The organism is Pseudoalteromonas atlantica, from assembly GCF_043641955.1.
GTDB lineage: Bacteria > Pseudomonadota > Gammaproteobacteria > Enterobacterales > Alteromonadaceae > Pseudoalteromonas > Pseudoalteromonas atlantica_A.
Window position 1 is genome coordinate 1 of record NZ_JBHZRV010000004.1, and the last position, 26,451, is coordinate 26,451.

The 26,451-nt window shown below is 41.6% G+C and carries 26 protein-coding genes; 5 read left to right on the plus strand and 21 right to left on the minus strand.

From position 1 onward, the window contains the following. Nucleotides 1–204 precede the first annotated feature (204 nt). From ACHUE3_RS09560 to xerD, 6 genes are all read right to left on the minus strand, one after another. Nucleotides 205–393, minus strand: coding sequence for a hypothetical protein (locus ACHUE3_RS09560; RefSeq protein ID WP_394192251.1), 189 nt, complete (start codon nucleotides 391–393; stop codon nucleotides 205–207). Between the two features lie 259 nt (nucleotides 394–652). Next, nucleotides 653–2,188 carry a lysine--tRNA ligase gene (gene lysS / locus ACHUE3_RS09565; RefSeq protein WP_394192252.1) on the minus strand — a complete coding sequence of 512 codons (1,536 nt, stop codon included), beginning with the start codon at nucleotides 2,186–2,188 and terminating at the stop codon, nucleotides 653–655. Nucleotides 2,189–2,214: 26 nt separating this feature from the next. After that, a protein-coding gene (gene prfB, locus ACHUE3_RS09570) for a peptide chain release factor 2 (RefSeq protein ID WP_099294852.1) occupies nucleotides 2,215–3,313 on the minus strand; the annotation gives its coding sequence in 2 pieces (ribosomal slippage) (nucleotides 2,215–3,237 and nucleotides 3,239–3,313; 1,098 coding nt in all). A gap of 131 nt (nucleotides 3,314–3,444) precedes the next feature. Continuing rightward, the gene (gene recJ / locus ACHUE3_RS09575; protein WP_394192253.1) at nucleotides 3,445–5,166 is read right to left on the minus strand and encodes a single-stranded-DNA-specific exonuclease RecJ; all 1,722 of its coding nucleotides are present in this window, start codon (nucleotides 5,164–5,166) and stop codon (nucleotides 3,445–3,447) included. A gap of 77 nt (nucleotides 5,167–5,243) precedes the next feature. Further along, nucleotides 5,244–5,972 carry a bifunctional protein-disulfide isomerase/oxidoreductase DsbC gene (dsbC, locus tag ACHUE3_RS09580; RefSeq protein ID WP_394192523.1) on the minus strand — a complete coding sequence of 243 codons (729 nt, stop codon included), beginning with the start codon at nucleotides 5,970–5,972 and terminating at the stop codon, nucleotides 5,244–5,246. Nucleotides 5,973–6,035: 63 nt separating this feature from the next. Continuing rightward, entirely contained in the window at nucleotides 6,036–6,989 is a 954-nt protein-coding gene (gene xerD, locus ACHUE3_RS09585) for a site-specific tyrosine recombinase XerD (RefSeq protein ID WP_394192254.1), read from the minus strand. A 79-nt stretch (nucleotides 6,990–7,068) separates the two neighbouring features. On the opposite strand from xerD, the gene fldB reads away from it, so the two are divergent. After that, nucleotides 7,069–7,590 (plus strand): flavodoxin FldB, encoded by a 522-nt coding sequence (gene fldB / locus ACHUE3_RS09590; protein WP_394192524.1) that lies wholly within the window; start codon nucleotides 7,069–7,071, stop codon nucleotides 7,588–7,590. 149 nt (nucleotides 7,591–7,739) lie between these two features. Here fldB and ACHUE3_RS09595 read toward each other — a convergent pair whose 3' ends face one another. Together ACHUE3_RS09595 and ACHUE3_RS09600 are read right to left on the minus strand one after the other, a co-directional pair. After that, complete coding sequence (locus ACHUE3_RS09595; RefSeq protein WP_394192255.1) at nucleotides 7,740–9,467, minus strand: DUF4153 domain-containing protein; 1,728 nt, start codon at nucleotides 9,465–9,467, stop codon at nucleotides 7,740–7,742. Between the two features lie 62 nt (nucleotides 9,468–9,529). Next, nucleotides 9,530–10,228, minus strand: coding sequence for a tRNA1(Val) (adenine(37)-N6)-methyltransferase (locus tag ACHUE3_RS09600; RefSeq protein ID WP_394192256.1), 699 nt, complete (start codon nucleotides 10,226–10,228; stop codon nucleotides 9,530–9,532). Nucleotides 10,229–10,303: 75 nt separating this feature from the next. Here ACHUE3_RS09600 and srmB point away from each other — a divergent pair, with 75 nt between their 5' ends. After that, entirely contained in the window at nucleotides 10,304–11,536 is a 1,233-nt protein-coding gene (srmB, locus tag ACHUE3_RS09605) for an ATP-dependent RNA helicase SrmB (RefSeq protein ID WP_058560123.1), read from the plus strand. Nucleotides 11,537–11,836: 300 nt separating this feature from the next. On the opposite strand, the gene ACHUE3_RS09610 is transcribed toward srmB, so the two are convergent. Next, a complete protein-coding gene (locus ACHUE3_RS09610; RefSeq protein ID WP_394192257.1) occupies nucleotides 11,837–13,924 on the minus strand; it encodes a S8 family serine peptidase in 2,088 nt (695 codons plus the stop codon). A 423-nt stretch (nucleotides 13,925–14,347) separates the two neighbouring features. Here ACHUE3_RS09610 and ACHUE3_RS09615 point away from each other — a divergent pair, with 423 nt between their 5' ends. Next, nucleotides 14,348–14,677, plus strand: a complete 330-nt coding sequence (locus ACHUE3_RS09615) for a BON domain-containing protein (protein ID WP_394192258.1) — start codon at nucleotides 14,348–14,350, stop codon at nucleotides 14,675–14,677. A gap of 115 nt (nucleotides 14,678–14,792) precedes the next feature. Here ACHUE3_RS09615 and ACHUE3_RS09620 read toward each other — a convergent pair whose 3' ends face one another. The 3 genes from ACHUE3_RS09620 to yaaA all read right to left on the minus strand — a co-directional run bounded on the left by ACHUE3_RS09620 (nucleotide 14,793) and on the right by yaaA (nucleotide 16,955). Then, nucleotides 14,793–14,987, minus strand: coding sequence for a DUF1289 domain-containing protein (locus tag ACHUE3_RS09620; RefSeq protein ID WP_394192259.1), 195 nt, complete (start codon nucleotides 14,985–14,987; stop codon nucleotides 14,793–14,795). Between the two features lie 171 nt (nucleotides 14,988–15,158). Beyond that, nucleotides 15,159–16,067, minus strand: coding sequence for a mechanosensitive ion channel family protein (locus ACHUE3_RS09625; protein ID WP_394192260.1), 909 nt, complete (start codon nucleotides 16,065–16,067; stop codon nucleotides 15,159–15,161). Between the two features lie 108 nt (nucleotides 16,068–16,175). After that, nucleotides 16,176–16,955 carry a peroxide stress protein YaaA gene (gene yaaA / locus ACHUE3_RS09630; RefSeq protein ID WP_394192261.1) on the minus strand — a complete coding sequence of 260 codons (780 nt, stop codon included), beginning with the start codon at nucleotides 16,953–16,955 and terminating at the stop codon, nucleotides 16,176–16,178. A 222-nt stretch (nucleotides 16,956–17,177) separates the two neighbouring features. On the opposite strand from yaaA, the gene tal reads away from it, so the two are divergent. Together tal and ACHUE3_RS09640 are read left to right on the plus strand one after the other, a co-directional pair. Continuing rightward, a complete protein-coding gene (gene tal / locus ACHUE3_RS09635; protein ID WP_394192262.1) occupies nucleotides 17,178–18,128 on the plus strand; it encodes a transaldolase in 951 nt (316 codons plus the stop codon). A 190-nt stretch (nucleotides 18,129–18,318) separates the two neighbouring features. Next, complete coding sequence (locus tag ACHUE3_RS09640; RefSeq protein WP_394192263.1) at nucleotides 18,319–18,507, plus strand: DUF3545 family protein; 189 nt, start codon at nucleotides 18,319–18,321, stop codon at nucleotides 18,505–18,507. 56 nt (nucleotides 18,508–18,563) lie between these two features. On the opposite strand, the gene ung is transcribed toward ACHUE3_RS09640, so the two are convergent. The 9 genes from ung to ACHUE3_RS09685 are packed head-to-tail and all read right to left on the minus strand — an operon-like array spanning nucleotide 18,564 to nucleotide 26,375. Then, nucleotides 18,564–19,226, minus strand: coding sequence for a uracil-DNA glycosylase (gene ung, locus ACHUE3_RS09645; protein ID WP_394192264.1), 663 nt, complete (start codon nucleotides 19,224–19,226; stop codon nucleotides 18,564–18,566). Further along, complete coding sequence (locus tag ACHUE3_RS09650) at nucleotides 19,223–20,080, minus strand: cobalamin-binding protein (RefSeq protein WP_394192265.1); 858 nt, start codon at nucleotides 20,078–20,080, stop codon at nucleotides 19,223–19,225. Before ACHUE3_RS09650 ends, ung begins: the two co-directional genes overlap by 4 nt. Next, on the minus strand, nucleotides 20,080–20,679 hold the full coding sequence (gene cobO / locus ACHUE3_RS09655; protein ID WP_087530973.1) for a cob(I)yrinic acid a,c-diamide adenosyltransferase: 600 nt from the start codon (nucleotides 20,677–20,679) through the stop codon (nucleotides 20,080–20,082). The genes ACHUE3_RS09650 and cobO overlap by 1 nt, the downstream gene beginning before the upstream one ends. Before the next feature lie 10 nt (nucleotides 20,680–20,689). Continuing rightward, nucleotides 20,690–22,165, minus strand: a complete 1,476-nt coding sequence (locus tag ACHUE3_RS09660; protein WP_394192525.1) for a cobyric acid synthase — start codon at nucleotides 22,163–22,165, stop codon at nucleotides 20,690–20,692. A gap of 2 nt (nucleotides 22,166–22,167) precedes the next feature. Further along, nucleotides 22,168–22,689: a bifunctional adenosylcobinamide kinase/adenosylcobinamide-phosphate guanylyltransferase gene (cobU, locus tag ACHUE3_RS09665; protein WP_394192266.1), complete on the minus strand. Its 522-nt coding sequence runs from the start codon at nucleotides 22,687–22,689 to the stop codon at nucleotides 22,168–22,170. Then, nucleotides 22,686–23,495: an adenosylcobinamide-GDP ribazoletransferase gene (locus tag ACHUE3_RS09670; protein ID WP_394192267.1), complete on the minus strand. Its 810-nt coding sequence runs from the start codon at nucleotides 23,493–23,495 to the stop codon at nucleotides 22,686–22,688. Before ACHUE3_RS09670 ends, cobU begins: the two co-directional genes overlap by 4 nt. 3 nt (nucleotides 23,496–23,498) lie before the next feature. Next, the gene (gene cobT, locus ACHUE3_RS09675) at nucleotides 23,499–24,560 is read right to left on the minus strand and encodes a nicotinate-nucleotide--dimethylbenzimidazole phosphoribosyltransferase (protein WP_394192268.1); all 1,062 of its coding nucleotides are present in this window, start codon (nucleotides 24,558–24,560) and stop codon (nucleotides 23,499–23,501) included. Next, nucleotides 24,560–25,570, minus strand: a complete 1,011-nt coding sequence (locus ACHUE3_RS09680; protein WP_394192269.1) for a FecCD family ABC transporter permease — start codon at nucleotides 25,568–25,570, stop codon at nucleotides 24,560–24,562. Before ACHUE3_RS09680 ends, cobT begins: the two co-directional genes overlap by 1 nt. Continuing rightward, nucleotides 25,554–26,375 carry an ABC transporter ATP-binding protein gene (locus tag ACHUE3_RS09685; RefSeq protein WP_394192270.1) on the minus strand — a complete coding sequence of 274 codons (822 nt, stop codon included), beginning with the start codon at nucleotides 26,373–26,375 and terminating at the stop codon, nucleotides 25,554–25,556. The genes ACHUE3_RS09680 and ACHUE3_RS09685 overlap by 17 nt, the downstream gene beginning before the upstream one ends. Nucleotides 26,376–26,451: the final 76 nt, after the last annotated feature.

Sequence of the window (26,451 nt, forward strand, 5' to 3'; positions counted from 1 at the left end):
TTCGAACCCTCGATAGAGCTACAAACCCTATACTCCCTTAGCAGGGGAGCGCCTTCGGCCACTCGGCCACCTCTCCGTCTTGTGGGGCGTATAATAAAGATTTCAGAAAATATGTCAAACACTTTTCTTGTTAAAAGTGGCTGTTCGGTTAGAGAACACTCATTAGAACAAAAAACATACGCTTAAAGCTTGATGATTAAACACTTATGGTTTTCTTATATCGCTGTTAACACCCAAAATAGGTACCAACTCATCCGTTAAGTGTTCTAAGTATTGATCCTGATAGCCTAATTGTTGAAACTCAGCAATACATGCACGGTAGTAAATTTGCCTTTGTTCATCATCGGTGTGCCTATTTAACGCATCTTCAGGCTGCTGCTTTTTATCTTTCATACTAGATCCATGTAATCAACATACTTTAGGGTTAACTTAAAAAACCAAAACACATACTTTACGCTTTATAAGAAGCAAGAGTTTAGTCTATTTAAATTTATTTGCTTAGTTTAAATTAGGCTAGTTTAAAGCTTTTTAATTTTTTAAATAAAAATCAGTTAATTGAGATAAAAAAATAACTCATCATGCAGGGTTTAAATTTCTCATACAAAAACGCCGCTAAAGTAAGCGGCGTTTTATAGCTTATTTAAAAATAAACTTAGTCAGCTTGCGGGCGCATGTGCGGGAACAAGATAACGTCTTTGATTGTTGATGAGTCGGTAAACAACATAACTAAACGGTCGATACCAATGCCCTCACCTGCAGTTGGCGGTAGGCCATACTCTAGTGCGCGAATATAGTCTTCATCGTAATGCATTGCTTCATCATCACCAGCGTCTTTTTCTTCAACCTGACGCGTGAAACGCTCTGCTTGGTCTTGTGCATCGTTAAGCTCAGAGAAACCATTTGCAAGTTCGCGACCGCCAACAAAGAACTCAAAACGGTCAGTAACAAATGGGTTTTCATCGTTACGACGAGCAAGTGGCGATACTTCCCACGGGTAGCCAGTAATAAATGTAGGTTGGATAAGCATGTGCTCAGCCGTTTCTTCAAATATTTCACACAGGAATTTACCCGGGCCCCAAACACAGTTTTCAGGGATTTTAACGTGTACTTGCTTAGCGTACGCTTTTAATTCTTCAAAGTGGTTTTCTGGGTCGTTAAATACAGCCGCATCAAACTCAGGGTTATACTTTAAGATTGCATCTGCCATGCTTAAACGAGTAAACGGTTGACCAAAGTCGTACTCAACAGAGTCAATCACTTCACCGTTTTCGTCTTTAGTAGTATTAACCACAATTGGGCTGCCAAGTACGTTTGTTGCCACTGTACGTAACATGTCTTCCGTGATATTCATCAAGTCGATGTAATCAGCGTATGCTTGGTAGAACTCAATCATGGTGAATTCTGGGTTATGACGGGTTGATAACCCTTCGTTACGGAAGTTACGGTTAATTTCAAATACGCGGTCAAAACCACCTACCACCAAGCGCTTTAAGTAAAGCTCTGGTGCAATACGTAAGTACATGTCGATATCAAGGGCATTGTGGTGAGTCACAAATGGACGCGCCGTTGCGCCACCAGGAATAACCTGTAGCATCGGTGTTTCTACTTCCATAAAGTCACGGTCAGCTAAGAAACGACGAATACCTTCAACCACTTGTGAGCGAATACGGAACGTCTCACGCGTTGCTTCGTTGGTGATCAAATCAACATAACGTTGGCGGTACTTAGTTTCTTGATCTGATAAACCATGGAATTTTTCAGGAAGTGGACGTAATGACTTAGTAAGTAATTCATACTCTGTCATTTCTACGTATAAGTCGCCTTTACCTGATTTATTAAGTGCACCTTTAACACCAATGATGTCACCGATATCTAGTTGACCGTATTTTGCTTTTAAATCTTTTTGTACATCTTTTGATGCATACGCTTGCACACGGCCTTTCATATCTTGAATAGACATAAATGGACCACGCTTGGCAAGGATACGTCCAGCAATTGATACAACATGCTGAAGATCTATTAGCTCTTCTTTCGATTTATCACCAAACTCAGCCTGCAAATCTGCCGTGTAATGCTCACGACGGAATTGGTTTGGATGACCGTTGGCTGGGCAATTTTCGCGAATAGCGTCTAATTTGCCACGACGCTCAGCGATTAACTTATTTTCGTCTTGGATTTGATCAGTCATTTTTTAGCTCTTTTTTAGCTTGGTGGTTATAAACCAGATTTTAGGCTGGCTTCAATAAATTTATCTAAGTTACCGTCAAGTACCGATTGGGTATTACGGTTTTCAACGCCGGTGCGTAAATCTTTAATACGGGCATCATCAAGTACATATGAACGAATTTGACTACCCCAACCGATATCTGATTTGGCGTCTTCTTGGCTTTGTTTTTCCGCATTTTGTTGTTGCAGTTCAAGCTCAAATAATTTTGCTTTTAGCTGCTTCATCGCTTGCGCTTTGTTTTTATGCTGAGAACGTTCGTTTTGACACTGCACAACCGTATTTGTTGGCACGTGGGTAATACGTACTGCAGATTCGGTGGTATTTACGTGCTGACCACCCGCGCCTGATGCACGGTATACGTCAATTCGTAAATCAGACGGGTTAATATCAATTTCGATATTATCGTCTATCTCTGGGTATACGAATGCTGAAGCAAAAGATGTGTGACGGCGGCCACTTGAATCAAATGGGCTCTTACGTACCAAGCGATGAACACCTGTTTCAGTGCGCAACCAACCATAAGCGTATTCACCAACAAAGCGTACAGTGGCACCTTTAATACCAGCAACATCACCGTCAGTGGCTTCTACTAGCTCGACTTTAAAGCCTTTTGCTTCGCCCCAACGTAAATACATACGCAGCAGCATGTTACACCAGTCTTGTGCTTCGGTGCCGCCAGAGCCAGATTGTAAATCTAAGTAAGCATCGTTTGAATCATGAGCGCCTGAGAACATACGACGGAACTCTAAACCTTCGAGCTGCTCGTTTAAGTCATCCAGCTCGCTTTGCGCCTCGTTAAAAGTCTCTTCGTCTTCAGCTTCTATAGCAAGTTCAAGTAAACCTTCAACATCGTCAGCACCTGCAACAAGGTTGTCAATCGTTTCAACAACGGCCTCTAGTGCTGATTTTTCACGGCCAAGCGCTTGCGCGCGTTCGGGCTCATTCCATACCGCTGAGTCTTCAAGTTCGGCGTTAACTTCTTCTAGGCGCTCTTGTTTGTGAGCGTAGTCAAAGGTACCCCCGAAGCAGCTCGGTACGTTCGCGAATTTCCTTGATTTGATTAATCACAGGATTCACTTCAAACATCTACGTTACTCCAAAATGGCTGATTTATACGGCAATTTGCCCTATAAATTTCTTTAAATAATAAAAACGTCCGATTTTAACAAAAAACCGCGCGTTTTATTAGTATTTTATACACCCTAGAGCGATATTTTTTAAGGGCTCTTTTGCAGCTCACGAACAATTAATTGCAGCGTAAATTTCCCCCTAAATTCATTTATATCGAGCTGATAAGCAACATCAACAAAACGTACTTCAGTGTCAGGCCACGCTTTAACATCAACGCCAAACGCAATCGCATCTACCAAGCGGCCAGATTGATGTTTAAGCACCAGCTTTAAATGCTTTTCACCAACAATCCGCTGTTGAACAACTTCAAAGGTGTGTTCAAACACAGGCTCTGGAAACTGCTGCCCCCACGGCCCTGCTTGTTTAATTAACTGCGCAAAATCCATATTAAAACAATCAGCGGGTAGTTCACCATCAGTAAGAATAATGCACTGTTTATGCTCTTCGCTTAATTGCGCTGATACTGCGTGCTCAAATGCCTGTTTAAATTCACTAAAGTGCTGTTCATTGATGCTCAACCCAGCAGCCATTGCATGACCACCAAATTTGCTTATTAAGTGTGGGTGTAAAGTATTTAAACGCTCGAGTAAGTCGCGCATGTGCAGCCCCTCAATCGAGCGACAAGAGCCCTTGACCTCGCCATTATCGCCACCAGCGAATATCACGGTGGGCCTATGATACTTTTCTTTTAAACGCCCAGCTAAAATACCTATTACACCTTGATGCCAATCTTGCTGATATAAACAAATGGCATCTGGTACGGTATCGCTACTAAAAGCTAGGCGGTCGAGTACAGCTTGTGCTTCAGCTTGCATACCTTGCTCTATTTCACGGCGCTCGTGGTTTAGGCTATCGAGCTCTCCGGCGATGCGCCTTGCTTGATTTAAATCAGCTGATAACAAACACGCTATCCCTAAGCTCATATCATCTAAGCGCCCTGCTGCGTTCAAGCGTGGTGCTAATGAAAAGCCAAAGTCACTGGCACTTAAGCGTGCAGCATTGCGATTTGCAACTTCAATTAATGCGGTGATCCCTGGGCGCGTATTACCACTGCGGATACGTGCTAATCCCTGATGCACTAAAGTACGATTATTCGCATCCAGCGCAACTACATCGGCCACAGTGCCAAGCGCAACAATATCAAGTAACTCTGCTAAATTAGGCGGTGATGATTGTGCAAAGTGCCCTAAGTCCCGCAATGCACTTCTCAGTGCAATTAATAAATAAAACGCGACACCAACGCCGGCAATTGATTTAGATGGAAATTCACAGTCGTGGCGGTTTGGGTTAACAATGGCATCAGCATCGGGTAATTGCTCACCTTGTAAATGGTGGTCAGTTACCAGTACTTTAATGCCTGCCGCTTTAACAATCTCGATGCCAGCAATGCACGAAATGCCATTATCAACAGTGATCACTAAATCGGGTGCTATGGTGACTATTTGCACAGCAAGCGCAGGGCTTAAGCCGTACCCTAGGCTAAACCGATCAGGAATAAGATAATCTAAATGCGCAAAACCAAACATGGACAGCCCGTGCATTAATGTTGCGGTACTGGTGGCACCATCAGCATCAAAATCACCCACAATAAGAATTTTACTTTGTGTTTGTAGTGCCCAAATCAATAGCTCAGTGGCTTTATCGATATCTTTAAACAACCTAAAATCATGTAATGTGGCTGCGCTATTATTTAATTCATCAGCATGGCTTACTTGGCGAGTGGCGTAAATTTGCTTAATAACAGGGTGTAAATTACTAGGTAGGTGTGAATCATCAACAGTTTGTCGAGCTTGAATTATTTTTTTCATGCAGCAGGCGATACTTTTAAGCTAGGAGAGCTAACAAAAAAAGGCCTAAAACGGCCTTTTTAAAACGTTTTATTCAATTATGAAGACTTCTTCGCTTCAAGTGCAGCACTAAGCGCTGCCGCAGGTTGATAACCTGGGATCATGGTACCATCTTCTAAGATAATAGCTGGTGTGCCGCTGATACCAAAACTTTGACCTAACTGATAGTGCTCAGCGATTGGTGCTGCACAACCTTGTACTGCCATTGTTTCAGCACCGGCTTTTGCCTCAGTAAGTGCTGATTGCTGATCTTTAGCACACCAAACATTCATTAAATCAGCATAACCAGAACCTTGTAAGCCACCACGTGGGAACGCTAAATACTTAACAGTAATACCCGCTTCAAGCAAATCGTCCAGTTCACGGTGTAACTTACGACAGTAGCCACAGCTTATGTCAGTAAAAACAGTAATGCTGTGCTTTTCATTTTTTGCTTTGTACACAATCATTGATTCTTCGTAATCTGACAACCCTTCTTTGCGAACACCATTTAATGCTTGCTCGGTCAAATTACTGCGATTATTTAAGTCAATTAATGTACCTTGCATTAAAAATTGACCATCTGGGCTTGCGTAAAGCACACCTTTATCAGTGATTAATTCTTTTAAACCTGCCACAGGGCTTGGATTAATATGCTTTACAGTAACGCCTAGCTCTGCAAACTTAGTCACAATTGGGTCATTGGCATCAGGTACGGCTAATACACCATTTGCAAACGCACTTAAACTGGTGCCTAACATTGCACCGGCTAATACTAACTTTTTCATCATGTTCTCTTATATCCTGATAATTCGTCTTTACTATGACCGCTAATGCACTAAAAAATTTCACTAAGCACGCGGGTGATGCTGCTGATGTACCGATTTTAACCGTTCATTGGCAACATGGGTATAAATTTGTGTTGTCGATAAATCGCTATGCCCTAACATCATTTGTACAACCCTCAGGTCTGCACCATGATTAAGTAAATGCGTTGCAAAAGCATGACGCAGCGTATGGGGTGATAAAGGCGACTCAACCGATGCCAAAATAGCATAGTGTTTAATCCGATGCCAAAAAGTTTGTCGTGTCATACCCACTCCGCGTTTAGACGGAAATACAAAATCAGTGGCATGCTTGATCATTTGCCCGCGACCTACTTTTAAAAACTGCTCAAGCCAATGCATGGCTTCTTCGCCAAGTGGTACCAAACGCTCTTTGTTGCCTTTACCTTTTACAAACACAACAGACTGACGAAGATTTATTTGCTCCATCCGTAAGCCAACAAGCTCACTTACCCGAAGCCCTGTTGCATATAAGAGCTCTAACATCGCTTTGTCACGCAGCCCCATTGGTTCATCTACATTGGGTGCAGCTAGTAACGCTTCGACTTCATTTTCTGAAAGTGTTTTTGGTAACGATTGTCCGGCTTTGGGTTGCGCAATATTTACCATAGGTGATTCGGTTAAAAACTTTTCGCGCACTAAATACTGATAAAAGCGTTTTATTGCACTAATACTACGCGCTGTACTACGTGGCTTTAAACCTAAATCAACCCGATGCGCTAAGTAACTTTCAATGTCTAAAGCGGATACTGTGAGTAAATCTTGCCCTTCTAAAAATAAACAAAATTTATCTAAGTCACTACGATACGCAGATAACGTATTATCACTGACATGTTGTTCAAGGTAGAGATTGTCTAAAAACGATTCTAAATAATCGATATTAGTTAATACCTCATTATCAGAGTCATTAAGTGTTTCTAATGGCTTGTTTTTGTTTAACGATGTCACAGTTATTCCCATGTAATCAAGGTATCAATTAGTAATACCTTACGGTAAACTTGAGCCTATCATATCAAGCAAACACACAGTGATAAATACGATGCAAATTGGTTTATTTTATGGCTCTACAACTTGTTATACGGAAATTGCAGCAGAAAAAATCCGCGATATCATTGGGCAAGACATTGTCAGCCTGCACAACATCAAAGATGAGCCACTAAAAAATGCAGAGAATTACGACTTTATCATCTTTGGTATTTCAACATGGGACTTTGGTGAGTTACAAGAAGATTGGGAATCAATCTGGGATGACATTAAAGACGTTAATCTAACGGGAAAAACCATCGCCTTATTTGGTATGGGTGACCAACAAGGTTACGGCCAATGGTTTCAAGATGCCCTTGGTATGCTACATGATGAAATTAGCAGTCAAGAATTTACCCTGCTAGGTTTATGGCCAAATGATGCCAGCTATGAGTTTGAAGCATCAAAGGCACTCACCCCTGACAACAAAAACTTTGTTGGTCTCGCCCTTGATGAAGACAGTCAATACGAGCACAGCGACGAGCGAATTGCCAATTGGGTTGAGCAAATAATGACTGAATACAGCGAGACTTTGTAACAGTCAAAAGAAGTTCAAACTCTTAAAGTGCTGGGAGCTGAAAAAAGGGGGAGCCCCCCCCCTTAATTACGATATTCCCTAATGCGTAACAGCCTTATTAAACGGTGACGTTTACTACTGTAAACGCCATAAATAAATCGCCTTTAAGGCTAATTAGGCACATCGTTGGTTACTTTGAACACAACATCGCCTACCTTTAAATGATTATAACTCGGTTTTTCTACTTCGATTTTTCCTGCTTCTAATAAAGTTTTTAGTAACTTTATTTGCGCTGGGTTATCCGTATTCATGTATTTTTGTTGCCACTCACCGTCTCTTTCAAACCAAAGCTTAGCCTCTGTAAAGTGATTAGTTTCATCAATAAATACATACTCTAGCTTTTCGTCGTTATTCAAATCAATTGCAATAAAATAAAAAGAGTGGCTGTTCAAAGGTGCCCAGTTGCTAAAATGCACCGTATCGAAGATAGACTCGATTAAATCATCTGGAAACGCTTCTTGCTGCGGCCAAAATACACTGTGCGCAATAAACTCTGAGAGTGTTTCAAGCTCTTTAACAGTCTCAAAATCAGGGTTTACGTACATTCGCTCAATGATTGCTACTTGCTCTGGATGTGAGTTTTGTATTTGCGCTTTCAAATCTTGCATTGCAAGGTAACCTTGGCGCCCCAGATTTGATGCAAAGTAATTATAATCAAACTCTTTAAGTGTGACTTTACCATCATTTAAGCGCGCAATCTGGCTATCACTCGCGATACGTTGAAAATTTAAAATGGGGGAATTTACCAGCAGCATACTTACTAGCACAATGAGCCCCATGCCAATATTGACCTTGTTTTGAACCTCGAGCCACGCATCTCGTTTTTTAATAATACCTACTAAATAGCCAAACGAAAAACACGCCAGTAAAAAGCACATTAAAATGGCCCAGCATCTTGCAACACTTAAACCATATTGATCAACACGTAACCAAAGTCCATAGGCCGCTATTAAGCTATAAATAGGTAATAACCCAACGCCTATAATAATTAACCTGTGCAAAACAATACTATAAGGACGTTGCAAAGACGCCTGTTGATAGACTGTATTTACAAAAAAGAGTGTTAGCAATTGCAGCCATAAAACCAACGAAGTGCCATTACCTGTTTGCCATAATTTTTCAAGCCCAGCAAAGGGTAAAGTTGCTAAAAAGCCCAAAGAAACAATAGTTAAAACAGGCAGTAAAAACTTAATTATAACTTGCAGTAATGTGGCTATGTTTTGCTCTACATTTAACAAACTTCTAAATACAATACTCGCAAAAGCAAACGCTAAGGTAATTGTAGGGATCCAAAACCATTCTTTTCTTAATAGCGCCGTGAAAAACTCAATGTCCAGCGCATCAAATAAGGCAGCGCCTAAATTCAAAATACCCCAGAAAATTAATACAAATAACCAGCATTCGATGAATAAAAGAAAATTTTGCCATGACAGTTTAAACAACTGAGCATAATGAATCGCCTCTTTATCTATAAACTGCTGGATATACATTAAGGCTTTAAAGCTTGCGACCAAGGAGGTAATCACAAAAGTAGCGGTTAGCAAATCATTATCAACCAGCGCTAACGGGTAATGTTCAGACCCAATGTATCCTCCTAACAGTGACAACAATAAGCAAAAAGGCAGCAAGTAAATAAGTAACTTTTTAATATTGCCTTGTTCTACAGCGAGTAATGTCAGTAAAGGAAAACTGATTACAAATGTAGCCAAAGAGGTAAACCAAATCGGGTCTGAGGCGGGCCATGTTGCCCCTTCAAGGCTGCGATATAACAGTGTTAAAGCAGCCCCCTGTAACACAGCTAACAGTATCATGAATGATTTAGGTAATTGATTATCCATATCTATCTACTTAGAGTCATTTTTGTCAGTGTGCGCTATTTGTACCTATTCTTCAATAAAGCTTACATCTTTAAGTAAAAGTCTTTACAGAGGTTAACGAAATCATCACTGTATTGACCGCCTTCATTATGAATAATTAAGTGCTGAGGCTTGCAATCAACCTCTTGGTAGCCAAAGCACATTAAGCTACGCGTTGCAGGCTTAGTTTTTTTAGTTTGTACTAAACAATGATGTTGCAAATAAAGCCCTTGTGATAATGCCTCGGCTATAAACAACTTCGCCTCTTCGCAGGGCAATATCACATTAAAAAGCGCACTGGCATTTGCTAGGCGCTTAAATGCAGCAATTAACTGGGTAAAACTTAAACCATCTGTATGGCGTGCTGTGTTTCGCCCTGCATCATCCCCTTTTAAGCTATTATTAAAATAAGGCGGGTTACTAATTACCATATCAAATGGCGCATCGGCTTCAAATTCTTGGATACGTTGGTGATGCAGTGCAATATCGGGCCACGGGCTTTGTGCAATATTTTGCTTGGCTTGATGATAAGCGGCCTCATCAATTTCGACGGCTGTGATGACTAAGTCCACAGCTCGCTGTTTACACATCAAAGCCAATAACCCTGTGCCTGTGCCTATATCGAGCGCTCGTTGGCCGTTAGTTAATTTCGCCCAGGCACCCAATAAAATGCCATCGGTCGAGACCTTCATAGCGCACTGGTCATGCTCAACTTTAAATTGTTTAAACACAAACCCTGACATTTTTTCACCTTTTCATTCACCAACCGCTGTATAGCGCGTATAATTATCTGCATTGTCCTCTATTTTTGACACTCTATGCAATTTTCTGATTTTGATATCGATAACAAGTTACTAAACGCCGTCGCTAAAATGGGTTATGAAACCCCAACCAGCATTCAGCAACAAGCTATCCCTGAAGCGCTGCAAGGGCGTGATATTTTAGCATCTGCGCCAACGGGTACAGGTAAAACCGCAGCATTTTTAATTCCTGCAATTCAATACTTATTGGATTTCCCACGCCGCGAACCTGGCTTTGCGCGAGTGTTAATTATGACACCAACCCGCGAGCTTGCTTATCAAATTCATGAACAATGTGAGTTACTGGCCAAAGGCACTCACCTTAAAATTGGTGTAGTAACGGGCGGTATTAACTACGGTACGCATAAAGAGATTTTTGAAAAAAACAACGATATTCTTATCGCTACGCCTGGGCGTTTGATGGAATATTTAGAAACCGAAAACTTTCACGCTGAAAATGTTGAGATGCTTATTTTAGATGAAGCAGACCGCATGCTCGACATGGGCTTTCGTAAAGAAATGATGCGTATCTGTGAAGAAGCTAAAAACCGCCGTCAGTGCTTTTTATTCTCAGCAACACTTGAAGGCGACAGTGTTGAGAGATTTGCAGAACAAATATTAAATGACCCTGCACTCCTTGAGGCAGAATCATCGCGTAAAGAAAAAGCCAAAATCCACCAGTGGGTACATTTAGCTGATGACTATCACCACAAGCTAGAGCTATTGGTGAATACCTTAAATGCACCCGATGTCACCAAAGCTATTGTGTTTGTAAAAACCCGTGAACGTCTTGAAACCTTAATTGGTGAACTAACTAACAACGGTGTAAAAGCCGCGTGGTTGCGCGGTGAAATGCCACAAGACAAGCGCATGAAAGCCATGGAAAACTTTCACAGTGGACGCACTAAAATTTTGGTTGCTACCGATGTTGCTGCCCGTGGTATTGATGTTGCTGATATTAGCCACGTTATAAACTTTGACATGCCGCGCACTGCCGACGTATATGTTCATCGTATTGGTCGTACAGGCCGCGCAGGAAAAAAAGGCATCGCAATTTCACTCGTTGAAGCACATGATATTGCTGTTTTATCTAAAGTTGAACGTTACACTGAGCAAAAGCTAAAACGCCGTGTAATCAAAGGGATTGAGCCGCAGCATAAAGAAGCGAAAATGCCGATTAAAAAAGTGAAAGACCCAGCTAAAATTAAAGCGCGTAAAAAAGCGAAAACAAAAGTGAAGAAAAAGAAATAATAATTTAACCTGAACTCTGGTTAAGAGATGTACTAATATACTGATGTTAAATAATAATTTTTTTAAGTCTCCAGCCGGAGACTTTCAGGGGTAAAAAGGCGAATTTATGCGTCAATAGTTGGCCTATTGCAAGTAAATTCAACGCAGTTAGCGCTTAAAGTAGCCGCTGGAGATAAATTTATTATCCAGAGTTCAGGTTAATTTAGGGTCTGTTTACCTTTCAAGATTATTAAAAAGCCGAGGCTCATTAAAATGAGCCGAGGCTTTTTACTTTTTAACCTGAACTCTGGTTATTTAGCGTTATTGGCATACGCCTAAGTCTTTCCATACAGCCCATGCTGATGAATTATCCGCAGGGTTCGCACCTTGAGTCCACCACTTCGCACTATAACGACGACCATCAAATGCAACTTCTTGACCTTGGTTATAAACAGCTGATGCAGACCACACAGCCAGATCACTACAGCCTTCTGGCGGTGTCACGGCGTCACTCACAGTAATGGTTTTTGTTAAGCTATGGTTTAGTCCTTGCGCGTCACTTACCGTCAGCTCAACTTTGTAGCTACCAGAGGCTTGATATGTGTGCGCTGGGGTTTTGGTGTTTGCAGCATTGCCATCACCAAAGGTCCAATTATACGCAGTCACAGCAACATCATCAGTTGAAGCATTAGTAAAATTAACTGCCAAGCCATTTACACTAAAATCAAAATTCGCTTTAGGCGCTTGATTAACTGTACCGCCACCGGTTTTACAGTCACCTTGGCGAGACCATACATTTGCAAATACTGCTGGGCTTGCACCTGTTGACCACCAAGTCGCTTTGTACTTAGCTTGATTAAATTCAACTAAATCACCAATGCGGTATGCTTTGCTGGCATTCCATGCTGCAATACCATCACATTCACCGCCAACCACCGATGTTACTTTAACGGTTTGACTACGTTGATTTGTTTGACCTGCCGTATCAGTCACTTCTAGCGTAACTGAATAGTTACCATCAACAGCATAGGTATGAATGGGGTTTTCACTGGTGGCTGAGTTACCATCACCAAAGTTCCAATAGTAACTGCTTATCCCTTTATCATCAGTTGAAGCGTTAGAAAATGTAACTTGTTTATCATTTACCGCCGCACTAAAGCGTGCCACAGGTGCATTATCCACACCACTACCACCACCACACTCTGATTGAGCTAAATAGTCATAGGCATCTTTCGCCTTAACAATACCAAAACCATACGAAGTATCTCGCCCTGGCGCGCCTTTATCTTGCGCAGTGGCATTTAAAGCATCACGAATTTGTTGATTCGAACACTGTGGAAAGTGGCTCCACACCAATGCTGCAACACCTGATACATGAGGGGTTGCCATTGACGTACCACTAATACTTTTATATCCGCCATTGTTCCACGTTGAGTTAGTGCCTACTCCCGGCGCTGCTATTTCTACCTGCGCGTTGTATTGCGAGAAAGACGCTTTAGTACCATTACGATTAACAGCTGCAACCGACACAACGTCATCATACGATGCCGGGTAACTTAAAGAACTGTTAGCGTCGTTACCTGCAGCTGCTATGTGCAACATACCTTGGGCATAACTGCTAGCAAAAGCTTGGCGCTCTGCATTCGATGACTGAGGACCACCTAAACTCATGCTGGTTACAGTCGCGCCAGCACTTTGGCATTGACTAATTGCAGCAACAAGATCTGAGCCATATGCCCAACGACCTTGATCATTAAACACTTTAACAATATGCAACCCTAATTGACCCGAAGAGTTAACCCCAATCACACCTTGGCCATTGCCTCCTAGTGCTGCGATAGTACCGGCAACATGCGTACCATGGCCATTACCATCGTTATACCAGTTGCCTGTGTTGTTAGCGCCATAACCATCACTGCCTGTCACACCAGTGTTAGGTAAATCAGGATGATTTAACGTGTAACCAGTATCCATAATACAAACCTTCTGATTCCCTGTAAGGTTGTCAGAAAGCTGTGCTGCTTGCACCATGGTGATTCCATAAGGCGTCGATTCAGCCATTAAATAGCGCTTAGGATCCACTTCGATATTCACTACATCGGCACTTTGCTCCAAACGTGATTTTTGTTCAGCTGTTAATACCACGGCCATGGCATTAATGCCAGGTAATGCTTGAACAACCTCAACGCTCGCGTTCGTTGCAATGTTATTCATTAAACTGCGTTTCATGTCGTTCACTTGCGCTTGGCTGCGCGCAAATGTTGTGTGTACTGCTGTTGTTTTTTCTGACAAATGTACAATAAATCGTTCTGACTCAATTTGTTCAGCCATTGCCGCTGGTACTGTAGATAGCAAAACCGCACTCGCTAAAGCAGAGATTTTAAAGCTAGGTAGTTTAGACACGCTCATTTTTAAATTCCTTGGATGTTAAATTTAATGATGTGAATTAACATTTAATTCACAACCCTTTTATAGAAACACGCAAAGACAACGCTGTCAACAAAGCTTTCATGATGGAATACCTGTTATTTTTTATCTTGTATCAATTAACAAACCAGATAAAACAATGAGTTGAATTTAAACCGTTTAATTTTCAGTCAGTTAAATACCAAAATTAACATTAAAAATAGTGTAAATAAAAAGTTAAAACACTTGTATCGATAAAGAATTTCAAACCTACCTATGAAACGCGGAGCTTTTTACCCAGTAAAGTGTAAAAACTACGTACCTTAATTTTAGAATGCCAAGTAAAACCTTTAATTTCAGCAGCTTAAACTTGGCGTAGAACTTGTATTGAATGAGATAAGATTAACTAAATAAGTTGAGGGAACTATGAACCGCTTTAAATTAACAGTATCACTTATATCTTTTTGTTGTATTTTTTTACTCGCTTGTACCACGAAAGTAATGGCCGCACCTAGCAACATTATGATCAGCAGTGCAACCACGCAACCAACGCTACAACAACTTGCTGTTAATAAATTAAGCACCAACCCTAACTTGCATTTATCTCAGTTAAACGTCGTTATCACAAAAGATAAAATTGAATTAAACGGCTTTGCCCGTAATGGCTTTGAACGCGCCCTTGCACAAAAGTTTTTAGAAAACACCCAAGGCATTAAAATTATTGAAAATAAAATAAGAATAAAAGCCACACAATAATACATAACTTATTACGTACCCTCCCCTTCTGAGCGCCATTGGCGCTCTTTTTATATCTTTAATTCCATAAATGTCACCAGCTTTAAACTTATCCGCTTTCTTTATGGCAATAAACTCAATCACACTTCTTTCGCAGCTCTTCACGAGCCTTACACTCTGCCATCACTTGTTTCTTTTGGGCTTCACTTAAACTTCGCCAACCAAGTATTTCTTCTAACGTTCTAAAGCAACCTATGCAAGTATCATCAGCATCAAGGCAGCAGCGCCTGATACAAGGAGTACTTGGCTCATTTAGGAGTCTTTTAACCATATATATACTTCGTATCAAAAGAGGTTACTTTAACTGTAGATAGCTTTTATCAAGCTGCCAGTCAAAGTACTTTTTAATGCTGTGTAAATTAGTCTTACTTACTCGTAAAAGATACAAAAAACGCGTGTTATTTAACACGCGTTTTTATATTGCAATAACCTTGTTAGACTATTAATCATCATTGTGTTTATCGCTGATCATTGCATCAAGCTTTTCACCCCCTTTGATACCAAAGTCTAAAGTCCGAATTGGGAATGGAATACTTATATCAGCCTCTGCTAATGCTTGTTTTACAGCGACAATTGCTTTGTGCCTAACTGTCATAAAATCAGCCTCGCCAGGGTAGTTAATCCAAAACCAGACCAGTAAATTCACACTGCTATCACCGAATCCCGATGCATAAACAGCAGTTTCATCTTGTTTTATTACAAAGTCGAACTCGTTAATCTTTTTAACAATAACTTCAGCCGCGTGTTCTGGGTCATCACCGTATGAAATCCCCACAGGTACTTCAATACGCCTAATCCCCAACGTACTGTAATTACGTAAAACGTTGCGAAACAATATTTTATTAGGCACTAAATTTAATTGCCCATAAAAATTCTCAACTAAGGTATTACGCAAGTTAATTGCTTTTACCGTGCCAAACACATCATCCGTCTTGATTACATCCCCTGTTTTAAAAGGCTTACGTATTCCCATTGCAATACCTGCAATCAAGTTTTCGGTCATATCTTGAAATGCAAAACCAATCGCTAAACCAACAATACCGGCACCTGCAAGTAAAGAGGTGACTGTGCCTTTGAGCCCAACAAAATCCAGCGCAACAAACAAACCTACGCACAATATAATCATCTTAAAAATAGAGGCCATTAAATCTGCAATTTGATTTGAGTCCAATGAGCGACGTAATAAATTGCGCATCATAGACCCTAAAAAGCGGGCCAAAATAGAAAAGATAATAGCGATGATTACTGCGACTATAAAATTAGGAATATGACTGATTACAATATCAATCCAACCCCCAAGCTTCTCTTCGATGAGTTTCTCTGCTTCACTGATTGAAGGTATTTTTAGCATGCCTAAGTCCTGAAAGTTCTTTAATAATAATTAGGTAACTGCAAAATAAGCGCCAGAAATGAAAAAACCACGCAATTGCGTGGTTTTAAGTAAATAGAACAATAAAAGTTAACTTTGCTCTTCGCGTAAAAACACTGGCTCAAGCTCTTTTTGTGTTGCCTCTTCACTGAAGTAGTAACCATCAACGGTAAACTCTTTGAGCTGGCTTAATTGCGTTACTTTATTTTCGATAATATAGCGCGCCATTAAACCTCGCGCCTTTTTAGCGTAAAAGCTAATTATTTTGTACTGGCCATTTTTGCAATCTTTAAAGTGTGGCGTAATTATTTGCGCATTCAGTGTTTTTTTATCCACTGCTTTAAAGTATTCATTTGAAGCAAGGTTAACTAGGTATTGTGCATCTTGTGCTTTTAATACGTCGTTTAATTTATTTGCAATAACGCTGCCCCAAAATTCATACAAGTTCTTACCGCGAGTATTTTCAAGCTTAGTGCCCATTTCAAGTCGGTAAGCTTGCATTAAATCAAGCGGCTTTAATAAGCCATATAACCCCGATAAAATACGTAAGTGGTTTTGTGCGTAATCAAGCTCGCCGGCTGTTAAAGTACCTGCGTCTAACCCGCCGTAAACATCACCATTAAAAGCCAGTACTGCTTGTTTGGCGTTATCGGTAGTGAATGGTTGCGACCATTCGCTGAAGCGTGCTGCGTTAAGTCCTGAGAGCTTATCGCTAATTTTCATTAAGCTGCCAATTTGTGCAGGTGTTAATTCACGGCATACTTTCATAAGCTCCTCGCTGTGCTCGAGCAATTCAGGCTGAGTGAACTTATCGGTTGCCGGTGGCGTTTCGTAATCAAGATTTTTTGCAGGTGAAATAACAGTGATCATAGTTAGCTATTGACTTGTAAATTATTTAATGTCAATTTCAACATTAAATGAAACGAAAAGCACGTTTTGTTTAAATAAATCCTCCCTTTAAAACTCATACGCCGCCGTTTTTTAATTGATAAGGACATAAGACCTATCAAGCATTGTCACACTGTTGCAGTATGAACAAAGTATATTAAGGGTGTAGATTTTCTTTTAACTTGCTTGGAATGAGGAAAGCAAATGACTTCAGCTCTACAAAGGCTAAAACAACATTCATCTATTGTAGCCGACACTGGCGATATTGAAGCGATCAAAAAGCATCAACCAGAAGATGCCACCACAAACCCATCGCTTTTATTAAAAGCGAGCGAGATTGAAGCTTATAAACCTTATTTAGATAAAGCGTGGAGCTATGCTAAAGAAACCGAGCAAGATGCCGCCAAACAACTTGAGTTAGCATGTGATTACTTTGCCGTACTACTTGGTAAAGAAATCAGTGAAATTGTACCTGGTTACATCTCTACCGAAGTTGATGCACGTTTATCATTTGATACCCAAGCAACTATCGATAAAGCCCATACTTTACTTAGCCTGTATGAAAAAGAAGGTGTGAGCAAAGATAAAATTTTAATTAAAGTCGCTTCAACATGGGAAGGTATTAAAGCCGCTGAGCAATTAGAGAAAGAAGGCACTAAATGTAACCTTACTTTATTGTTTAGCGATGCCCAAGCGAGAGCTTGTGCCGATGCAAACGTATTTTTAATCTCGCCGTTCGTGGGCCGTATTTTAGATTGGCACGTTGCTAATGGTATGGAAAAGCCAACTGATCCGCTACAAGATCCAGGTGTGCAGTCAGTACGTAGTATTTTTGAATTTTACAAACGCCATGATTATAAAACAGTAGTTATGGGCGCAAGCTTCCGTAACACAGGCGAAATTATTGCACTAACAGGTTGTGACAAGCTAACTATTAGCCCTAATCTTTTAGAAGATTTAGGCAACCTTGAAGGCGCACAAGAATACTTGCTTGAAAGTGATATTCCTAAAGAACCAAAACCTGATCCTCTAACAGAAACGCAATTCCGTTGGTTACATAACCAAGATGCCATGGCGACTGAAAAACTAGCTGAAGGTATTCGTTCATTTGCCGATGCTCAAGAGCAATTAGAAGCGCGTTTTAAAGCGATGTAACTATTTAAAGATAAGTAAATAAACACTTACTCTATAAAACGCCACCCTTGTGGCGTTTTTTATTTTTTCAATTAAAATCTATTAATATAGACATCACATTACTGTAACATTAATGTCACTTTTTTATTCTATTTTAGTTTGGCCTGTGGTATAGGTATTTCCGAGGTTCAAAATTCAATAGGAGAAGTTCATGGATAGCCTAGACGATATTTTAGAAATATTAGAAGGTCCTAGTACAACAAAAAAGACCTCTCAAAAAAATAAAAAGAGAAAATGGCGCGAAATCGAAGCTTTGAAAGATAAGCAACGTTTACGCAAAGAACTACAGGAGTTAGACTATTTTGCAGACAACATCGCAGTTGATGAGTTAGATTTTTAAACTTATCGCAAATAAGAAAAAGGCCCTTGCTTAACTGCAAGGGCCTTTATTAATTCTTACACTTGCCAGTTAATAGCGGTTTTACCTTGCTGCTCAAGTAGCTTATTCGTTTTAGAAAAGTGCTGACAACCAAAAAAGCCTCTGTGCGCTGAAAGCGGTGATGGGTGTGGGCCATTTAACACAAAATGTTTAGTAGCATCTATGCCTTTGCCCTTCTTTTGAGCATGCGCGCCCCACAAAATAAAAACCACGCCCGCAGTATGATCATTAATATAATTAATCACGTTATCGGTAAACTGCTCCCACCCAAGGTGCTTATGAGAGTGCGCTTGCCCTTGTTCAACTGTCAGTACGGTATTTAATAAAAATACGCCTTGCTCAGCCCAGCTTTGCAAGTGACCATGTTGCGGTACCGCAAACCCTGTAATATCGGTGGCGAGTTCTTTATAAATATTTTTCAGTGATGGCGGCAGTTTAGTTACTTCTGGCAGTACTGAAAAACACAACCCATGAGCTTGCCCTTCACCGTGGTATGGGTCTTGCCCTAAAATAACCACTTTAATATCGTCAAGCTCAGTTGCTTCAAAGGCACTAAAAACTCGCTGCTCTGGTGGATAAACTGCAACTCCTTCACTGCGCCTTTGGGCAACATAGGCAAGGGTGTCTTGCATATAAGGTTTGGCGCATTCGGTTTGTAAAAATGTTTGCCACTGACTCATTGTACATCCTTTAAAACAACTCTTGATTGATCTATTTTATCACAGAGTTCACCAAGTCCATCAAGCATGCGGGTAGTGAACCTGTGTAGTAAATCGGCATTAACTTTAATAAACTGATTGTGCTTCACCGCAGGAACTTCGGGCCATTGCTGCCAATCAATAACCGGCTGTTTGGTTTTTGATTTTTCCTCTGGAAGAATAATCACCTCAGGCTTAGCAACGATAACATTTTCAATACTTATAAGCGGGTAATCGGTGCGGCTATTGGCAAACACATTGCTGCCATGGCAAATCTCAATGAGTTGATTGATCCAGGTATTCTTGCTGACCGTCATCATCGGCTCAGGCCACAGCTGATAAAATACAGCAACACTGGCTTTACCCTGCTGCTTGGCTTTTATTGTATCAAGCTGTTGTTGAAATTGCTGTGCAGCAAGCTCGGCTGCCTGTTCACGACCTGTCAGTTTACCTAACCTTAGCAGTTCAGCAGCTACATTTTCGACTTGGTTTGCTTCACTGTAAAGAACATCAACGCCCATACGCTCTATCTGAGCTAGATCATCGGCTTTACTGCCTGTTTTCCATGCCAGTACCAAATCAGGTTTAAGCGCTAACAGTTTTTCAATTTGAACCCCTTGATGGCCCCCTAAACGAGGAATATCATTGGCCGCCTTTGGAAAGTCAGCATACTCAACCGTACCCACTATTTGCTCGCCAGCGCCAATTGTATAAAGGTTTTCAACGATATGCGGAGCAAGCGCTACAATTCTAAGTTGTTGCTTATTAGTGTTAGCCTGTAGATTAGCACTGCCCAAGGCTAAACAAACAAATAATGCGAGCCTTAGCACCCACATTAGTAATCAAACCCTATTTGCGCTTTTACACCCGCATCAAATGCGTGTTTCACATTACGTACTTCGCTTACTGTATCAGCAAGATCTGTTAATTTACGGTGTGCACCACGCCCTGTTACAATCACTGACTGCATCGGAGGACGATTGGCAATGACCTCTAGCGCTTCTTCTAAATCAATGTAGCCATAAGTGATCATGTAGGTAATTTCATCAAGTAATACAAGGTTGATTGATTCGTCATTTAACATACGCTTTGCTTCTTGCCATGTAGCTTGCGCAGCGGCGGTATCTGACTCTTTATTTTGTGTCTCCCAAGTAAACCCTGTGTTCATAATGGCAAATTCAACGCCCGCACCTTGTAGTAAGTTGCGCTCACCACAAGGCCATGTGCCTTTTATAAACTGGCATACAGCGGCTTTCATACCATGGCCGACACAGCGAGTTACAGTACCAAACCCAGAAGTAGATTTACCTTTGCCGTTGCCGGTAATCACCTGAAAAATGCCTTTTTCTGTTTGCGCCGCAGCAATGCGCTCGTCCACTTTGTCTTTTACTTTTTGTTGGCGCTGTTGGTGTTTGTCGTTATTTGTGTCGCTCATCTGCTTGCTCCTACCAGTTTTGGTAAATTTTAGTAATTTGTGGAATATCTAAGTGTTGTTTACACATCTGGGCCAAACGCGTTAGTTGCTGCTCACGATGTATGTTTATATCTATTTGTTGCTCAATACCACTGTTTGGTAACACCCAGTCGAGTATCAATTGGCTTGCTGCACTGCTATCAAACAGACCATGTAAGTAAGTGCCTGCTATGTTGTTATCATCTGATATAAAACCATCATGAGTCACATTTTGTGGGTGTGTGGTAAATTTTAACAAAGGCTGTTCAAGTGCTGGGCCGTGACTTTGGCCTGCGTGAATTTCATACCCTGTTACTTGGGCTTCACCGCCATTTAAGTGGATAACAGCCGATGCTTGCGTTAGTACTTTTTCAACACCTAATTGAGTCGAAAAATCACCCAGCGCCAACCCTTTACAATGTTGGGAGCTTGACTCAACCCCCGCCGTGTCGTAAATATCGGTGCCTAACATTTGTAAGCCGCCGCAAATACCCAGCACTTTACCGCCATAGCGAAGGTGGCGCTTAATTTGCTCCTCCCAGCCTTCATTTTTTAAAAAGGCTAAATCACTGATCACATTTTTACTGCCCGGGATAATAATTAGATCAACATTGGGAATAGCCTGTGTGTGACGCACGTAGTTTATATCTATTTGTGGGTTTAACCGCAGCGCATCAAAGTCGGTATGATTACTAATATGCGGCAACAATAACACCGCAATGCTGACTTTGGCTTGCGTTACTGTGTTATCAATAGCAACCGCGTCTTCTGCATCTAAGGCCAGATCATGCAGATAAGGTAATACGCCAAGTACAGGTTTGCCAGTATACTCTTCGAGCCAATCAAGGCCACCTTGAAGCAGTGCAATATCGCCACGAAAACGATTGATGACAAAGCCTTTTACTCGCGCTTGCTCTGACTCACTCAACAATGCCAAGGTGCCCACTAAGTGCGCAAATACCCCGCCTTTATCAATATCGGCAATAATAATGACTGGGCAATCCACCTCTTCAGCGTAACCCATATTGGCAATATCGCCGGCACGTAGGTTGATTTCTGCGGGGCTACCAGCGCCTTCCACAACCAATAGCTCAAATTCTTCACTTAATCTTTTTTGTGAGGTGAGCACAGCATCCATCGCGACTTTTTTATAATCATGGTATGCGCCCGCTTCCATGTTGCTAATCGCTTTGCCATGAATGATCACTTGGGCACCAGTATCACTATTAGGTTTGAGTAGTACTGGATTAAAATCGATTCTTGGGGCAACCTTTGCCGCGATTGCTTGTAACGCCTGAGCACGGCCTATTTCGCCGCCGTCTTCGGTTACTGCGCTATTAAGTGCCATGTTTTGTGGCTTAAACGGCGCAACACTTATTCCTTGCTCGGCAAACACTCGGCACAAAGCTGCAACCAATGTACTTTTACCGGCATCTGATGTGGTGCCTTGGATCATTATTGTTTTCATCATTAGTTACTTTTTAAAGTGAGCGGCAAGCCTGCCATTATAAATTCAACCCGAGCAACCTTTGCAGCCATTGCTTGATGTAACCAGCCTGACTCATCCACAAAGTCACGGCTTAATTGCCCAAGCGGCACAATGCCGTGCCCAACTTCGTTACTAACAAAAACAACCTGTCCAGGGAGCTCGCTCAGAACGCCAAGCAAGGCCTGTTTTTGCTGCGCCCAGCAGTTCTCATCATGGCATAAACAGTTACTAAGCCACAGTGTAAGGCAATCTACTAAAATACAGTTATCAGTTTTGCTATGGGCAAGTAAGGCGTCTGCAAGCGCTATTGGCTCTTCAAATAACTGCCAGTGTGCTGGGCGCTGCTGCTGGTGACGATGAATACGTGCTTGCATTTCATCATCATGGCCTTGGGCAGTAGCGATGTATACTACTGATTGTTGGCTGTTTGCTGCTAATTGCTCAGCAAAGCGACTTTTACCACTGCGGGCACCACCGAGTATTAAAGTATGTTTAGCTTTCATTGTGCGCTACTCGTCATTATACCAATGAGGATTATATAAATACTCACCTCACTAAGCTGCTGCGCTGCTCCTAAGCAATCACCAGTATAACCGCCTAGTTGGCGTTTAAACCAATGCATAACCATCATTCGTACGAATACTAAAGTCAGGGTTATTATTACTAATGCCTGCCACGTGACAAGCTGGAAAATCAACGTAGTGGCAAATAAAAATGCTGCCGTTAATAATAAAGTGACTAAGCTGGTTTTAGATAAGTGCATAGCCAATGGTTTTACTTTTGCGCAGGCATCTTCGCTGACATACTCCATGCTAAAAATGATACTGGTCGCAACGACACGGCTTAAGCATTGTCCTGCAATGATAGCAAATAACATCACACCGCTATCAACGCTTAATATCACTAAACCTTGATACTTCAGCATCAATATAATAATAAGTGCCGCCGCGCCATACGTACCTAAACGACTGTCTTTCATGATATTTAACTTTTGCGATACCTGCCAGCCACCACCAAAGCCATCCCATACATCAGCCCAGCCATCTTCATGAAACGCACCAGTCATAAGCAGGCTCAGCGCCATCACTAACAGCACACACATTGAAGCAGGTAATATAAATTGCAGACAATAAAACAGCAAAGCATGTGCTAAACCAAGCCCTAAGCCTACTAACGCAAAGTAACGACTGGCTTGATTTAAGTGCTGCGATGTTACCTCAAAGCGAAGCTTTACCGGGATGCGGGTTAAAAAGCTAATCGCTAATTGTAGCAATTGCCATTGCGTAATATTTGTTTGCGCTTGGGACATCACTTACACCACATCATCTACAGCGGCGTCGGCAAAACTTGCCATTTTATTATAAAAACCCAGTGCACTTTGTAGCAGGGGTAAGCTCAATGCAGCGCCGGTGCCCTCCCCTAAGCGCAAATCTAATTGTAGTAATGGCCTAACCTTTAAATGGGCTAGCATTTTGCTATGGCCTTGCTCATTTGAGCTATGGGCAAAAATTAAATAGGCTTTTACATTGGGGTTAATTGCTATCGCAACTAAAGCTGCAGCGTTACAAATAAAGCCATCAACCAGTACCGCCATTTGTTGCTCAGCAGCGCTAAGCATAGCGCCCACAATATGTACAATTTCAAAGCCACCAAGCGCTGCAAGCATGGAAATAGGATCATCTAGCTGAGTTTTGTGTAAGAGCAGTGCTTGCTCCACAACTTTTACTTTACGCGCAATCACCTCATCGCTTACGCCGGTACCTTTACCCACGCATTCGCTGGCAGGGAGTTTAAGCATCGCCGCCATAATAGCGGCTGCGCTAGTGGTATTACCTATGCCCATCTCACCAAAGGCTAAGGTGTTACAGCCACTCTTTTTCAGCTCTAATACAAGTTGCTTTGCATTACTAAACCCTTGCTGTACCTGCTCAATACTCATAGCCATGTGTTGATTTAGCGGCTCGGTGATATGCCCTAAACGGCAATCACGAATGCGCGCGTTGGGCACTTTAGTTAAAGTACCGCAATCAGCCACTTCTAGCTGCCAGCCTAACTGAGTGCAAAACACATTAATTGCCGCACCGCCCGCAGCAAAATTAGCAACCATTTGTGCAGTAACTTCACTAGGGGCAATAGACACACCTTGCGCTGCAACACCATGGTCGCCCGCAAACACGATTAATGTGGGCTGGTTTATCGCTGGTTGAAAATCTAAAAAAGCACTTTGTGTAGTTATACCTTGGCTAAAAATACTCACCAATTGCTGAGCCAGTGGCTCAAGTAAGCCCAGAGCCCCAAGCGGTTTTGTTTTGTGATTAATTTTATCACTTATAAGCGTTTCGAATTGCGTGTTGAGCGGTTTAATAGAATACATTATTGATACACCTTTTTACGAAAGCACAGTAAAGATAAAAAGAACACACTACCTATAGCCGAGGTGATCACCCCTATTGGCAGCTCTTGATTGCTCATCACAATACGCGAGAGCACATCTACCCAGACCATAAATGTACCACCAACGAGTGCTGTCATCGCAAGGCCTGTTAAAGTTCCTTGGGATACGAAAAAACGCACTATATGAGGTATCATCAGGCCCACAAAACCAATACCGCCGCAAAGCGCTACTAAGAGCGCGGTTATTAACGAACTTAACAGCAACATTAATAAGCGAAAGCGCTGCACAGGAATACCCAAGGTCGCCGCACTTTCATCGCCTAACAACATGGCGTTGAGTTGACGCCTAAAACTCATTAATAAAACCATACAACTGAGGATGACTAAAGCAGGCAACCAAAGTGCTTGCCACTGCGCCCTTGCAAAGCTGCCTAAGGTCCAAAATAAAATCGCGGTGATAGCTTGTGGATCGCTAAAATAAAGCAGTAAGCTGGTAAATGCGCTGAATAGAAACGACAGTGCAACCCCTGCTAATAGCATTGTTTCAACCTGAGCTGAGCCTCTACGCCCAGCAATAAAGACCAGTAAAAACATGGTCAACATGCTACCCACAAAGGCAGCTAGCGACATTGAAAAGCCAGCACTGATACCGGTGAAAGTAATAAAACACACCACCCCAAATGAAGCCCCAGATGAAATACCAAATAAATAAGGATCAGCTAAGGGGTTTCGGGTTACGGTTTGTAAAATCAGTCCTGCAATGGCTAATCCTGAGCCTGCTAAAAACGCCAGTAACGTACGTGGCAAACGTAGCTGCCAAATTATTCGCTCAATAAACGAGTCGCTCCCTTGACCAAGCCACTGACCAATTACGCTGTAATAAACATCAACAAACTTACTGGGGGCTGCACCAAAGCTCAATGCTGCAAAAATACTCAGTACACTTAATACAATGGTTAACGGTAATAACAGGTTATTTTTCAGATGCATTAAGCTCTCCTGATTGATAACCATAAAAATACGTTATATGCGGAATGAATTGCGCTTTACTTTGCGGGTGGCGAGATATTTGAGCGCACACGCCAAATACATCGCTGAGCATACTCTCTGTTATAACCTGCTCAGGAGTGCCTGATGCAACGATTTCACCGTGATTGATTACCAATAGCTCATCGCACATACTGGCCGCTAAATTTAAATCATGAAACGATGCCAACACAGTTACCCCGAGTGATTTAGCTAACTCCATTAATTGAATTTGATATTTAACATCCAAATGGCTTGTTGGTTCATCCATAATCAATAGCTGTGGCTTTTGCACTATGGCACGGGCAATTAAAGCTCGTTGCTTTTCACCACCAGAGAGCGAGTCAAACGTTTGGTTAGTGTGCTCAGTTAATCCTACTTGTTTTATCGCTTGTTGAATTAGCTGCTTATCACTTTGTGTAGTACCACTAAAAAGGCGTTTATGCGGGGTAAGCCCCAAGCTTACTACATCATACAAAGATAGATTAAATTGTGAGGGAGTTTCTTGTAAAACCACGGCAACTTGCTTGGCAAAATTATCCGCACTTAATTGCCAAATATCATGTGAGCCAAGGAGCACTTGACCGGTGCTTGGTTTGTTAAACCGATAAAGACAGCGCAATAAACTCGACTTACCCGCACCATTAGGCCCAAGCAAACCAATAAACTGGCCTTGCTCAATGCTGATGTTTATTTTTTTTAGAATAGGTGTATTAGCAACAGTCCATGATAAATCGTCGACTGTGAGAAGCGCTGTTGGTGTCTGCAATGTTTATCTCTGCTAGCACGCGCAAAACCCAACGCAATAAACACAAGCAAAGTGCTTGTGTAGAAGGTGAGTTTAC